A 13,477-nucleotide genomic window follows, 5' to 3' on the forward strand; every position below is an offset into this window, starting at 1 on the left:
CTAGAAAAAACGAAATAAAAAGGCCCAACATCTAAATAGGTGTTGGGCCTTTTGTTTATCTAGCCTTCTAGATAACCAAACAAGCAGCGATGTTTACACGCAACTCATGTCTGTAAGAACTCGATTACAAACCGCTTGTCATATGTAGGCTGTAGAACAAACCACGGCCGATTAACTCTGAAGCCAAGAACAATACTAGTGCTAAGCCAAGGTTAACTGGGTTCACTTTTGCTTTGTTCAGCATAGGTAGAATCCAAATCAACAAGCTTGCCATTAGCAGTGCCACTTGAAGAATCACATAGCTACCTAAACCATCGACTAACTCAGACGCTTTTGCCGCTGAAGTTTGGATGTCTCCGATTAGGTTCAGTTTTCCTACTGTCACAAGCAAGCTGATAGCAACAGCGATAACAGCCAACATGGTGATGTTACGGTCAACCGTAAAGCGGCTGTCGTTTGCGAATACAATCACGAACTGAGATAACAGAAAGCCACCCACAACCATCGTCATGATGAAGCTCAGTGGTGTGTAGATGTTGTCCCACGTCGGTACTGTGTTGATCATGTATACGTTGATCATCGCGTACATGAAGATAACACCCAGTACCATCGCGCCAACCATCAGTGCTTTCTGGATAGCAACGCCACCTTTCTTGACTACCGACAGTAACCATTGCAGGCCACCGACAGCGAAGAATGCCGCACCGAAGAACACTTCGTTAGACAACCAAGCCGAACCTAGCTGATTAAAAGCGTTAAACGCGCGCAGTGGAGAGCCAAGGTGCGTTGTCGAGAACATAAAACCAAGCCCCATTAATGCCCATAGGATAAACATTGGAACCTTGTAGCTGTTCAGCTTCTCTTCGTCATGACCAAGTACCAGTGCACGTGCGCCAATCAGTAAGTAACCACCAACCGCAGTTTGCGCCAGCACCGTAAAGAAGATTAAAGACCACTCATGAAAAATCATCTTACACCTCCTTCGGGTTTGCTAGGTGACCGCTGGTATCGCCAGTCGGCTTCGCGTTTTTGTTCAGCTTAATCACGATGTTTGGTAGCGTTTCTGTTGAAGATGGCAGTGGAGCCACATCCGCACCAGAGCCGTACTTCTCACGAAGTGTATTGATTTCACCAAACTCCAATGCACGAAGTGGGCAAGACTCAACACAGATAGGCTGTTTGCCTTCAGAAACACGTTGGTAACAACCATCGCATTTCGTCATATGACCTTTCTTAGCATTGTATTGTGGTGCGCCGTAAGGACACGCATTGCTACAGTGCTGACAACCAATACATACGCTCTCATCAACCACAACCAAACCGTCTTCATCACGTTTGTGCATTGCGCCCGAAGGACACACTTTCACACACGCTGGGTTAGTACAGTGGTTACAAGCGATAGATAGGTAGTAAGAAAAGACATCTTTCTGAACCCAGGTATCACCATCTTGAGTGAAGCCACCACCGGCATATTCGTATACGCGACGGTAGTTCGTTTTGATGTCTAGATCGTTATAATCTTTACAAGCAAGCTGACAGGTTTTACAACCCGTGCATTTACTTGAATCAATGTAAAAGCCGTATTGTTTCATTCCAACCTACCTTATGCTTTCTTTAGCGCTTTGATTTGAACTAGGTTTGTATGCTGAGGGTTACCCTTAGCAAGTGGGCTCGGGCGCTGAGTCGTCAGCACGTTGATAGAGCCTGCATGGTCGATCTTCTGACCATCTGGTGCGTACCATGCACCTTCGCCTAGTGCGACAACTCGAGGAAGAATCCTAGGTGTCACTTTCGCTGGAATATGTACTTCGCCACGGTCGTTGAAAATACTCACCATGTCGCCGCTATCAATACCACGTTCTTTTGCATCGATTGGGTTGATCCACAACTCTTGCGGTGCTGCTGCTTTGATTTCTGCAACGTTGCCGTAAGTCGAGTGAGTACGAGCCTTGTAGTGGAAACCGGTTAGCTGAAGTGGGTACTTCTCTGCTAGTGGGTCGTTATGACCTTCGAAAGAGTCCGCGTAAATCGGAAGTGGGTGAATCACTTCGTCTTCTTTAAGCTTCCAAGTCTTCGCGATATCAGCCAGTTGCTCTGAGTAGATCTCGATCTTGCCACTTGGTGTGGTCAGTGGGTTCGCTTCAGGATCTTTACGGAAATCTTCATAAGCGATGTAGTGGTGGTCGTAACTACGTTTGTAGATACCCAGCTCTTTCATCTCTTCGAAGGTTGGCAGTGTTGGATCGTTCTTACGAGTTTCTGCGTAAAGGTGCTCAATCCATTGCTCTTGAGTACGGCCTTCGGTGAACTCTTTTTCTACGCCCATTCGTTTCGCAAGCTGAGTACACATCTCGTAGATAGATTTTGCTTCAAACTGAGGCTCAATCGCTTTCTGCGCGTAGATGAAGTAAGGCATGTTCGCCGCTTTACCGTCCATACACCAGTCGTCTTGCTCAGACGTTGTTAAGTCTGGCAGGATGATATCGGCGTACTTCGCTGAAGACGTCATATGGTTATCAACCACGACAATCATTTCACACGCACTTTCATCTTGAAGAATCGCGTGAGTCTTGTTGATGTCTGAGTGTTGGTTAATGATGCAGTTACCTGCGTAGTTCCAGATCATCTTGATTGGGTTCTTAAGGCGCTCTGCACCGCGAACGCCATCAGTGATGTCGGTCATTTCATGGTGACGGTAAATCGCGTCTGTCCACATGAACATTGAAATAGACGTTTCAACTGGGTTTGGCACGGTAGGGAAGCGCACAAATGGAATGTTGATGTCGCTTTCACGAGCGCCTGTTGAACCGCCTGATACGCCCACAGAACCAGTGAGCAGTGACAGCATCGCGATTGCACGACACGCTAGTTCACCGTTCGCAGTGCGTTGTAAGCCCCAACCTTGGTGAATCGCACATGGTTTCGCTGTGCCCATTTCACGGCCAAGCTTAACGATGGTGTCAACTGGAATACCCGTGATCTTAGAAGCCCATTCTGGTGTCTTCTCTACGCCATCTTCACCTAAACCTAGGATGTAAGATTTGTAGTCGCTGTTTTTAGGCGCTGATGCAGGAAGGGTCTTCTCATCGTAACCGACACAGTATTTGTCTAGGAACGGTTGGTCGACAAGGTCTTCAGTGATCATCACGTGTGCAAGACCCGCTACCAATGCCGCATCTGTAGAAGGACGAATTGGGATCCATTGATCTTCACGGCCACCGGCAGTATCGGTGTAGCGAGGGTCGATGATGATCGTTCTTGCGTTTGATTTGTTTTTGCTTTCAACGTAGTGGTGGATCTGGCCGCCACCAGACATACGCGTCTCAGCAGGGTTGTTACCAAACTGAATGTTAAGTTTAGTGTTCTCTAAATCAGAGAAAGAGTTGTTGTTTGCCCAACCGCCGTAGGTGTAGCTCAAGCCTTTCGTGATTTGCGCTGTTGAGTAGTCACCGTAATGGTTTAAGTAACCACCACTTAGGTTCATTAGACGAGCAATCAGCGTTTGAGCTGGTGGCCAAGATTTAGTAACCGTGCCGCCCAGCGTACCTGTACCGTAGTTTAGGTAGATAGTGTCGTTACCGTAGTCTTTGATAAGGCGTTGCATGGTGCCAGCGACTTCATCATAAGCCTCTTCCCAGCTAATACGCTTAAACTTACCTTCACCACGTTTACCCACACGTTTCATTGGGTACTTTAGGCGATCTGGGTTATAAACACGGCGGCGCATCGAGCGACCACGTAGACACGCACGAACTTGGTGATGACCGTATTCGTCAGTGCCTGTGTTGTCTGTTTCTACGTATTTGATTTCACCGTTTTGTACATGCATACGCAGTGGGCAGCGAGAGCCACAGTTTACTGTACATGCACTCCATACGATTTTCTCATCCACATTTTCAGCAACTGCAGCCGCTACTGGTTTGGATTTGAAAGGTAATGCAATACCGCCCGCAAGTGCAGCTGCACTACCTACTGCAGAGGAAGCTTTCATGAAGCCTCTTCGAGTAAGATTCATTACCCCAGATTCTTTCTTATTCGTCATTCTAAGATGCCTTTTGCTATTGATAGCTAGCACTTTATAGGTAGTTTGTTCTTTATGTATTTATTTCGAATTATTGATTGATTGGCATCAAATAAGTGTGGAATTTAAAGTTTATGAATTGAATGTATAAAATAGATCAAAGAATGAAATGAGTTAATTAATATAATTATCTTTAAACCTATAAGGATATAAATAATAATGATTATCGATACGCATAAATTGTTGGGTTCGCTATTTTATCAAGCGACAAGTAAAGAACAGTTAATCACCATTGTCGAAGCTTTGGTTGAGAGCGAAGTACTCTCTGAAGAATGCTTGCAGGCATTAAGAAGCGAAGACGAAGATGCGCTCGCAGCAGAGTTCAGCCGCCTGTTTGAAGGCGTTGGAGACATGCCAGCTCCGCCTTGGGGTTCTGTGTACCTAGATAAAGACCGCGTTGTGTTTGGTGCTTCTACGGTTGAGTATCGCCAGTTTTTAGAATTGAATCAGATTGAATTAGACACTGGGTTAAGAGAGCCGGAAGATCAATTTGGTTTAATGTTATTCGCTCATGCGTATTTGTTAGAAAATAATAATATTAATTCAGCCGGTGAATTACTTGAGGGTTACTTATTAACTTGGTCTTCTGTTTATTTAGAAAAACTAAATAAAGCATCAGAGTTATCTTTTTATAAAAAGCTATCGGTTGATGTAATAGATTGGTTTAAGTACTTAATATCTGAATATAATTTAAACGTTGCTACTAAAAAGTTATATATCGACTAATGTCTGAACAAATAAATTCAAATAGACGCGGTTTCTTAACTCGACTTTCTAAACCGGTTAAAGCAGCCGCGAATTATGAAGAGATATCACAGCGCTTGCATGCAAGACCGCCAAGAGCGGTCGATGAGGTGCTGTTTGAGCGTCTTTGCGACGGTTGTGGATTGTGTGAACAATCGTGTCCAAATAGCGTTATTGAGATGCTAGAGGGCAGTGCGCTGCTGAATTTGGATTACAACAGTTGTTCTATGTGTAACAAATGCACTGAAGTGTGTCCGACCGGCGCACTTCATCCAACGGTCACGCCTTATATCGACCTCAAGCCGAGCTTTGCGGATAGCTGCAATAATTACATGCAAATGGACTGTTCAGCATGCCAAACGGCGTGTTCAGCTGGTGCAATACACATCGAAGTAGGAGAGTTGCCTACAGTGGACAAAGATAAGTGTAACGGCTGTGGAGAGTGCCGAAGCGCTTGTTATATTGGCTCTGTGACTCTTAACCTGACTCAGCAATAAACGTTTGGCTTTGTATGACACAAGCCAACAGGAAGATTTGGTTGAGTGATAGACGAGTCGCTTTAGATACCTAAAGACATAAATAGAAAAGGGTCCGCATTCCTAAAGGAAGCGGACCCTTTTTTGATTCTTATTGACGATATTCGAACAAAGTGACCTAAAGCCAGCTGGCTTATGCGCGTTTTTGCTTGTTTCTATGAATAACGTTACTCAGCGATAGCTCAGTCTTTGCTTTACAGATACAAGGCAATATCTCATTACCTTGCGTGTAAGCCATAGCAAAACCAACGTACTCGACCTCACCAGAATCCAACGTGCAGCGGCAAGCGCCACAGTGACCATCTCGGCAGTTGTATTCTGGCTCTAACCCAGCTTGTTCCATTGTTTCCAACAGAGTGTTTGAAGGGTTAGATTCAATTGAAGTCAGTTTGTTGATTTTGATTGTTGGCATTACAGCTCAAATCCTTCAAAGTCGTCAGCTTTTACTTCGTTGTCGATTTGGCCAACTAGGTAAGAACTGATTTCTGCTTCTTGTGGAGCAACTTGAACGTTATCTGAAGACAACCAAGCGTTGATCCATGGAATTGGGTTCGACGTTGCTGCTGGGTAAGCCGTACCTAGGCCAACAGCCTGCATACGGATGTTGGTAATGTACTCAACGTATTGGCAAAGAATGTCTTTGTTCAGACCAATCATAGAGCCATCTTTGAATAGGTATTCTGCCCACTCTTTCTCTTGCTCAGCCGCTTCTTTGAATAGGTCGAAACACTCTTGCTTACACTCTTCAGCGATCTGCATGAATTCAAAATCATCTTGACCATTGCGTAGCAAGTTGATCATGTGCTGTGTACCAGTAAGGTGAAGGGCTTCATCACGAGCGATTAGCTTGATGATCTTCGCGTTACCTTCCATTAGCTCACGCTCAGCGAATGCAAATGAACATGCGAAACTTACGTAGAAACGAATCGCTTCTAGTGCGTTTACAGACATTAGACATAGGTAAAGTTTCTTCTTCAGGTCGTGAAGTGAAATCTTGACGTCTTCGCCGTTGATGCTGTGGTTGCCTTCACCGTAGCGGTGGTAGTCAGCCGTTAGCTTGATTAGGTCGTCGTAGTAGAAAGCGATGTCTTTAGCACGCTTCAGAATCTCTTCATTTTCAACGATGTCGTCGAATACTACGCCTGGATCATTCACGATGTTACGGATGATGTGCGTGTAAGAACGAGAGTGAATCGTTTCAGAGAAAGACCAAGTTTCAATCCAAGTTTCAACTTCTGGTAGAGATACCAATGGAAGTAGGGCAACGTTAGGGCTGCGGCCTTGGATTGAATCTAGAAGCGTTTGGTACTTCAAGTTAGAGATGAAGATGTGCTTTTCATGCTCAGGAAGCTTGTTGTAGTCGATACGGTCGCTAGACACATCTACTTCTTCTGGACGCCAGAAGAAAGAAAGCTGCTTCTCGATAAGCTTTTCGAAGATTTCGAATTTTTGTTGGTCGTAACGTGCAACGTTTACCGACTGACCCAAGAACATTGGTTCTTTTAGTTGGTCATTTTTTTGCTGAGAAAAAGTACTGTAAGCCATAAATGCCTCAAATCCTTTAAAGACCCGTAATAAAACGGACCCTGTTAATGCTTTAAACCCAGAGAAGATAACTCTTCTCTGGGGTCTTAATGTTTATTGCGGTTTAGATCTTACAACCGCCGCCTTCACAATCTTCTTCCGGCACTTGAACTGCATCGCCTTGGTCGTCTTTAGCACCATCACGAGTGTTATGGTAGTAAAGCGTCTTAACACCGTACTTGTACGCTGTTAGTAGGTCTTGAAGCAGCTTCTTCATTGGTACTTTACCGCTGTCGTAAACACTTGGATCATAGTTAGTGTTTGCAGAGATAGCTTGGTCAACGAATTTTTGCATGATACCCACTAGGTGTAGGTAACCGTCGTTAGAACCAATGTTCCAAAGTAGCTCGTAGTTCTCTTTAAGATTTAGGAAATCTGGAACCACTTGCTTAAGGATGCCGTCTTTCGATGCTTTCACTGATACGTAACCACGTGGTGGCTCGATACCGTTAGTCGCGTTCGAGATTTGAGACGATGTCTCAGAAGGCATAAGCGCTGTTAGCGTAGAGTTACGCAGACCGTGCTCCATGATCTCTTCACGTAGAGAATCCCAATCGTAGTGCAGTGGCTCTTCACATACTAAGTCGATATCTTTTTTGTAAGTATCGATTGGCAGTAGGCCTTTCGCGTAGTTGGTCTCGTGGAAAGATGGGCAACGGCCTTGCTCTTTCGCTAGTTCAACAGATGCTTTTAGCAAGTGGTATTGAATTGCTTCAAAAGTACGGTGAGTCAGGCCATTCGCGCTGCCATCAGAGTACTTAACACCATTCTTCGCTAGGTAGTATGCGTAGTTGATTACACCTACACCTAAAGTACGACGGTTCATTGTCGACTTGTATGCAGCTGGAAGCGGGTAGTCTTGGTAATCAAGCAGTGCATCTAGAGCACGAACAACCAGCTCAGAAAGCTCTGCTAGGTCGTCCAGTTCATTGATTGCGCCAAGGTTGAATGCTGAAAGCGTACATAGTGCAATTTCGCCTTCGTCATCTTCTACGTTAGAAAGTGGCTTAGTAGGAAGCGCGATTTCTAGACATAGGTTCGATTGACGAACAGGTGCTACTTCAGAATCAAACGGGCTGTGTGTATTACAGTGGTCAACGTTCTGAATGTAGATACGACCAGTAGAAGCACGCTCTTGCATTAGCAGAGAGAAAAGCTCAACGGCTTTAACCGTTTCACGCTTCACTGAAGGATCGTTTTCGTACTTAACGTATAGCTCTTCAAAACGGTCTTGGTTTTCGAAGAACGCATCGTAAAGGCCAGGTACGTCTGAAGGTGAGAACAGGCTGATGTTGCCACCCTGAACTAGGCGAGAGTACATAAGCTTGTTCAGCTGTACGCCGTAATCCATGTGACGAACTCGGTTCTCTTCAACGCCGCGGTTGTTTTTCAGTACTAATAGAGACTGAACTTCACCGTGCCATAGTGGGTAGAATACCGTTGCTGCACCGCCACGAACACCACCTTGAGAACAACATTTTACTGCTGTTTGGAAGTATTTGTAGAAAGGGATACAGCCTGTGTGGAACGCTTCACCATTACGGATTTCAGAACCAAGCGCACGGATACGACCTGCGTTGATACCAATACCAGCACGTTGAGATACGTAACGAACAATTGAGCTTGCTGTCGCGTTGATAGAATCAAGGCTGTCACCACACTCGATCAGTACACAAGAACTGAATTGACGAGTAGGCGTACGTACACCAGACATGATCGGTGTAGGTAGAGAAATCTTAAACGTAGACGATGCGTCGTAAAAACGTTTGATGTAGTCAAGACGAGTCGATTTCGGGTATTTAGCGAATAGACACGCAGCAACTAAAATGTAAAGGAACTGAGCACTCTCGTAGATTTCTTTCGTTACACGGTTTTGCACGAAGTATTTACCTTCGAGCTGCTTAACCGCTGCGTAAGAGAAGTCTAAGTCACGTTTGTGGTCGATGTACTCGTCAAGCTCTTCGAATTCAGCTTTCGTGTAATCTTCCATAAGGTGGCTATCGTATTTACCCATATCAACCAGTTTTGCAACGTGGTCATACAGTGCAGGCGGCTCGTATTCGCCGTACGCTTTTTTACGTAGGTGGAATACAGACAGACGTGCTGCTAGATATTGGTAATCAGGAGTCTCTTCAGAGATTAAATCCGCTGCTGACTTGATGATAGTTTCATGAATGTCAGTAGTGGTGATGCCATCGTAAAACTGAATGTGAGCTTTCAATTCTACTTGTGATACAGAAACATTGTGCAAGCCTTCAGCTGCCCATGTAATCACGCGATGGATCTTCTCTAGATCGATCGTTTCTTTGCGCCCGTTACGCTTGGTAACAGTAAGTTGTTGGTTCATTCTGCTTAATTTCCCTAACAAAACTGAACAAGGCCGTGTTTTTGTGTATTTCTGTGTAATTTTTGTAAATTACGTTTCGGCTTTGTGATCTTGGTCTACCCATACATTGTAGTTCAAACACAACATATAGGGGTCATTTGTTTGTTGGGTTACAAGATAGTGCTACAACTGATATTTTTCAAGGTAAAGAAATGGGGTTGCTTGTGGATAAGTGGTGGATTGAAAAAAAACTGTAAGTGACCACTAACTGATGAGGTTATATGTGACTTGATTGTATAAAAGTCGGCTTTTAATGATGCTTTATTTTTGCACGCCCATAAAAAAAAATTCCTTGATCTTTGGCCAAAATGGGCGATTGATTTTAGGCGATTAAATTTAAATCGAGGTGGTCAAAATGGAAGCTAGCGCACGAAATTTAGACTGAAAAAAGTCGCAAAGTTATGGTAATTGCAACTCTTTTCATTCGTCTTTTTTACAAAAGGTTTTACGGTAGGGCTACCGATATTTTTTAGCCAAAGTTTTGCGTGTGGACGATGTAGTTTACGTCTACATTTGTGCCTAAACGATAAGTGTCCGTAAGAGGATTGTAGTGCAGCCCTGTAATCCCTAGTTCTTGCAGCGGAGTGTTATCGACCATCTTGATAAGTTCAGCAGGGCGAATGAACTTCTCGTGTTCATGAGTGCCTTCTGGAACGATCCTCAATAGCTTCTCTGCACCAACAATCGCAAACAAGTAAGATTTGAAATTACGGTTTAATGTAGAAAAGAACACGTGGCCGCCCGGTTTCACCAATTTCGAACAGGCAGTGATAACAGATTGTGGGTCAGGAACGTGTTCAAGCATTTCCATGCACGTTACCACATCGTACGTCTGTGGGTTCTGTTCTGCGTGGTCTTCGATAGTGCTCTGGATGTAATCGAGCTTGGTGCCCGTTTCTAATGCGTGAAGGCGCGCGACTTCTAGCGGTTCTTTACCCATGTCTAGGCCTGTCACTATCGCACCTTCAACCGCCATGCTTTCTGCAAGAATACCGCCGCCGCAGCCAACATCGAGGACTTTCTTACCAAATAGGCCTTCAGTCTTCTCTAATACGTAATTTAGTCGCAGTGGGTTGATTTGATGTAGTGGCTTAAATTCGCCTTCTAGATCCCACCAGCGTGACGCCATGTCTTCGAATTTCTTGATTTCTGCTGGGTCTACGTTCTGTGATTTAGTCATAATCGGCATTTCCAAGTTAAATAATGCATCCATGAAATTGCAGGCATTATAACTTGCCTTTTCGCGCTGACCAGAAGATCTACAATTTTGCTAGTTTATTGGATGTAAAGTGACCATGTTTCAGCAAGATATGATGCGGAGGTGCAATTTCTCATCAATTGATTGGCTACAAGGGTCACAAGATGGTAAAAGGAGAGGGAAAGTGATGCCTCCGTAGGTAAATTTGTGTTATATTTTTCGGTCTTATACGTATTCAAAAATACGATCTGACTATAGAGGGAAAATGGCTCTATGAGCGATCTAGCGAAAGAGATCACGCCCGTAAATATTGAAGATGAGCTTAGAGGTTCATACCTAGACTACGCGATGTCCGTCATCGTTGGTCGTGCCCTTCCAGATGTGCGTGATGGCCTAAAACCTGTACACCGCCGCGTTTTGTTCGCGATGAATGTACTAGGTAATGATTGGAACAAACCATATAAAAAGTCTGCTCGTGTAGTAGGTGATGTAATCGGTAAATACCACCCACATGGTGATAGTGCTGTATACGATACTATTGTTCGTATGGCGCAACCGTTCTCACTGCGTTACATGCTAGTTGATGGCCAAGGTAACTTTGGTTCTATCGATGGCGACTCCGCGGCTGCAATGCGTTATACCGAAGTTCGTATGGCGAAAATTGCTCACGAGCTCCTGGCTGACCTTGATAAGGAAACTGTGGATTACGTACCGAACTACGATGGTACAGAACAAATTCCAGCAGTACTTCCTACAAAAATTCCTAACCTATTGGTAAACGGTGCTTCTGGTATCGCAGTAGGTATGGCTACCAACATCCCACCACATAACCTTGGTGAAGTTGTTGATGGCTGTTTAGCATTTATCAATAATGAAGATATCACTATTGATGAGCTAATGGACTATATCCCTGGTCCTGACTTCCCAACAGCAGCACTTATCAGTGGTCGTAAAGGCATCGTAGATGCTTACAAGACTGGCCGCGGTAAGGTTTACATGCGTTCAAAAGCGGATATCGAAGTAGAGAAGAATGGTAAAGAAACCATTATCGTTACTGAGATCCCTTACCAAGTAAACAAAGCTCGTTTGATCGAGAAGATTGCTGAACTGGTTAAAGATAAGAAAGTAGAAGGCATCAGTGCACTGCGTGACGAGTCTGATAAAGACGGTATGCGTATTGTTATTGAATGTAAGCGTGATGCAGTAGGCGAAGTGGTTCTTAACAACCTATACGCTCAAACTCAACTGCAAACGACTTTCGGTATCAACATGGTTGCGTTGAATAACGGTCAACCACAGTTGTTCAACATCAAAGACATGCTTAAGTGCTTCGTAGACCACCGTCGCGAAGTTGTGACTCGTCGTACTATCTTCGAATTGAAGAAAGCACGCGACCGTGCACACATCCTTGAAGCATTGTCTCTAGCACTTGCTAACATTGATGAAATCATTGAACTGATCAAGAGCGCGCCAACACCAGCAGAAGCTAAAGTTGGTTTAGTGTCTCGTGGTTGGGATCTTGGTAACGTTGCTTCAATGCTTGAGCGTGCAGGTACTGACGCAGCTCGTCCTGATTGGTTAGAAGACCAATACGGCATCCGCGATGGTCAATACTTCCTAACGGAAACACAAGCACAAGCAATTCTAGAACTTCGTCTTCACCGCCTAACAGGCCTTGAGCACGAGAAGATTCTAGACGAGTACAAAGCCCTTCTAGAAGAAATCGCTGAGCTAATGCACATTCTTGCAAGCACTGAGCGTTTGATGGAAGTTATCCGTGAAGAACTTGAAGCAGTACGTGAAATCTATGGCGACGAGCGTCGTACAGAAATCACAGCGGCAGTTCATGACATCGACATGGAAGAGCTGATTGCTCAAGAAGACGTTGTAGTAACGCTTTCTAACGCAGGTTACGTTAAGTACCAAATCCTAAGCGACTACGAAGCTCAGCGTCGTGGTGGTAAAGGTAAGAGTGCAACTAAGATGAAAGATGAGGATTACATTGAGCGTCTGCTTGTTGCTAATACTCACGATAACATCCTATGTTTCTCTACTCGTGGTAAGACATACCGTCTGAAAGTTTACCAACTGCCATTAGCAAGTCGTACTGCTCGTGGTAAGCCTATCGTTAACATTCTTCCTCTAGAAGAAGGTGAGCGTATCACGGCTATCCTGCCTGTTTCTGAGTTCTCTAACGAGAAATTCATCTTCATGGCAACGGGTGACGGTACTGTTAAGAAGACATCACTGGATCAGTTCGCAAACGTACGTGCTAACGGCCTAATTGCAGTTAACCTACGTGACGATGATTCACTGATTGGCGTTGACATCACTAACGGTGATAGCGACATCATGCTGTTCTCTAAATCGGGCAAAGTTGTTCGCTTTAACGAGGACAAAGTACGTGCAATGGGCCGTACTGCCTCTGGTGTTCGTGGTATGAAGCTTCCAGAAGACGATCAAGTAGTATCGTTGATTGTTCCTTCTAACGAAGGCGATATCCTAACTGTGACTCAAAACGGTTACGGTAAGCGTACTGAACTAGCTGAATACCCAACGAAAGGCCGTGCAACGCAAGGTGTGGTTTCTATCAAAGTCTCTGAACGTAATGGCCCAGTTGTTGGCGCTGTTCAAGTTGAAGAAGGCGACGAAATGATGATGATCACCGACGCAGGTACGCTAGTACGTACTCGCGTTGCGGAAGTGAGCCAAGTTGGTCGTAACACTCAAGGTGTAACACTGATTCGTACTTCTGACGACGAGAACGTTGTAGGTCTACAACGTATCGACGAAGTAGAAGAAGCTGAGGTTGTTGAAGGCGAAGCTGAAGTAGCAAACGCTGAAGCAGCAGTCGTTTCTGAATCAAGTGAAGAGCAAGCATCAGACGCTTCTGATAGCGAGCAAGACACTGAGTAATCTTTCACTTCTATAAATAGAAGTTGAGACAA

The 13,477-nt window shown here is 44.7% G+C and carries 10 protein-coding genes; 3 read left to right on the top strand and 7 right to left on the bottom strand.

Going from position 1 to position 13,477, the window contains the following annotated elements:
* Nucleotides 1-124: 124 nt before the first annotated feature.
* From AB4493_RS17105 to AB4493_RS17115, 3 genes are read right to left on the bottom strand one after another with little or no spacing between them, the layout of a single operon-like run.
* Nucleotides 125-970, bottom strand: a complete 846-nt coding sequence (locus tag AB4493_RS17105) for a dimethyl sulfoxide reductase anchor subunit family protein (protein ID WP_372155496.1) — start codon at nucleotides 968-970, stop codon at nucleotides 125-127.
* Between the two features lies 1 nt (nucleotide 971).
* A complete protein-coding gene (locus tag AB4493_RS17110; RefSeq protein WP_004733360.1) occupies nucleotides 972-1,592 on the bottom strand; it encodes a DMSO/selenate family reductase complex B subunit in 621 nt (206 codons plus the stop codon).
* Nucleotides 1,593-1,603: 11 nt separating this feature from the next.
* Nucleotides 1,604-4,042 (bottom strand): DmsA/YnfE/YnfF family dimethyl sulfoxide reductase, encoded by a 2,439-nt coding sequence (locus AB4493_RS17115; protein WP_017069171.1) that lies wholly within the window; start codon nucleotides 4,040-4,042, stop codon nucleotides 1,604-1,606.
* 198 nt (nucleotides 4,043-4,240) lie between these two features.
* Between AB4493_RS17115 and AB4493_RS17120 the strand changes: the two genes are divergently transcribed.
* Both AB4493_RS17120 and napF read left to right on the top strand, forming a co-directional pair.
* A complete protein-coding gene (locus AB4493_RS17120; protein WP_372155497.1) occupies nucleotides 4,241-4,807 on the top strand; it encodes a molecular chaperone TorD family protein in 567 nt (188 codons plus the stop codon).
* Nucleotides 4,807-5,322 carry a ferredoxin-type protein NapF gene (gene napF / locus AB4493_RS17125; protein ID WP_017060994.1) on the top strand — a complete coding sequence of 172 codons (516 nt, stop codon included), beginning with the start codon at nucleotides 4,807-4,809 and terminating at the stop codon, nucleotides 5,320-5,322. The genes AB4493_RS17120 and napF overlap by 1 nt, the downstream gene beginning before the upstream one ends.
* Nucleotides 5,323-5,494: 172 nt before the next feature.
* Here the strand turns inward: napF and yfaE are convergent, their stop codons facing one another.
* The 4 genes from yfaE to ubiG form a co-directional block, all read right to left on the bottom strand.
* On the bottom strand, nucleotides 5,495-5,773 hold the full coding sequence (gene yfaE / locus AB4493_RS17130) for a class I ribonucleotide reductase maintenance protein YfaE (protein WP_010438115.1): 279 nt from the start codon (nucleotides 5,771-5,773) through the stop codon (nucleotides 5,495-5,497).
* The gene (gene nrdB, locus AB4493_RS17135; protein WP_017063554.1) at nucleotides 5,773-6,906 is read right to left on the bottom strand and encodes a class Ia ribonucleoside-diphosphate reductase subunit beta; all 1,134 of its coding nucleotides are present in this window, start codon (nucleotides 6,904-6,906) and stop codon (nucleotides 5,773-5,775) included. Before nrdB ends, yfaE begins: the two co-directional genes overlap by 1 nt.
* A gap of 103 nt (nucleotides 6,907-7,009) precedes the next feature.
* Nucleotides 7,010-9,292: a class 1a ribonucleoside-diphosphate reductase subunit alpha gene (gene nrdA, locus AB4493_RS17140; protein WP_017060992.1), complete on the bottom strand. Its 2,283-nt coding sequence runs from the start codon at nucleotides 9,290-9,292 to the stop codon at nucleotides 7,010-7,012.
* Nucleotides 9,293-9,800: 508 nt separating this feature from the next.
* Entirely contained in the window at nucleotides 9,801-10,544 is a 744-nt protein-coding gene (gene ubiG, locus AB4493_RS17145; RefSeq protein ID WP_017060991.1) for a bifunctional 2-polyprenyl-6-hydroxyphenol methylase/3-demethylubiquinol 3-O-methyltransferase UbiG, read from the bottom strand.
* 258 nt (nucleotides 10,545-10,802) lie between these two features.
* On the opposite strand from ubiG, the gene gyrA reads away from it, so the two are divergent.
* A complete protein-coding gene (gene gyrA, locus AB4493_RS17150; RefSeq protein WP_017072500.1) occupies nucleotides 10,803-13,445 on the top strand; it encodes a DNA topoisomerase (ATP-hydrolyzing) subunit A in 2,643 nt (880 codons plus the stop codon).
* Nucleotides 13,446-13,477 lie beyond the last annotated feature (32 nt).

Source organism: Vibrio sp. 10N.222.55.A1, assembly GCF_041473835.1.
In the GTDB taxonomy this organism is placed as follows: domain Bacteria; phylum Pseudomonadota; class Gammaproteobacteria; order Enterobacterales; family Vibrionaceae; genus Vibrio; species Vibrio crassostreae_C.

Coding starts and splice junctions, on each gene's coding strand:
- AB4493_RS17115 (WP_017069171.1), bottom strand. CDS start 4,042: ATGACGAATAAGAAAGAATCTGGGGTAATGAATCTTACTCGAAGAGGC.
- napF (WP_017060994.1), top strand. CDS start 4,807: ATGTCTGAACAAATAAATTCAAATAGACGCGGTTTCTTAACTCGACTT.
- yfaE (WP_010438115.1), bottom strand. CDS start 5,773: ATGCCAACAATCAAAATCAACAAACTGACTTCAATTGAATCTAACCCT.
- AB4493_RS17110 (WP_004733360.1), bottom strand. CDS start 1,592: ATGAAACAATACGGCTTTTACATTGATTCAAGTAAATGCACGGGTTGT.
- AB4493_RS17105 (WP_372155496.1), bottom strand. CDS start 970: ATGATTTTTCATGAGTGGTCTTTAATCTTCTTTACGGTGCTGGCGCAA.
- gyrA (WP_017072500.1), top strand. CDS start 10,803: ATGAGCGATCTAGCGAAAGAGATCACGCCCGTAAATATTGAAGATGAG.
- nrdB (WP_017063554.1), bottom strand. CDS start 6,906: ATGGCTTACAGTACTTTTTCTCAGCAAAAAAATGACCAACTAAAAGAA.
- AB4493_RS17120 (WP_372155497.1), top strand. CDS start 4,241: ATGATTATCGATACGCATAAATTGTTGGGTTCGCTATTTTATCAAGCG.
- nrdA (WP_017060992.1), bottom strand. CDS start 9,292: ATGAACCAACAACTTACTGTTACCAAGCGTAACGGGCGCAAAGAAACG.
- ubiG (WP_017060991.1), bottom strand. CDS start 10,544: ATGGATGCATTATTTAACTTGGAAATGCCGATTATGACTAAATCACAG.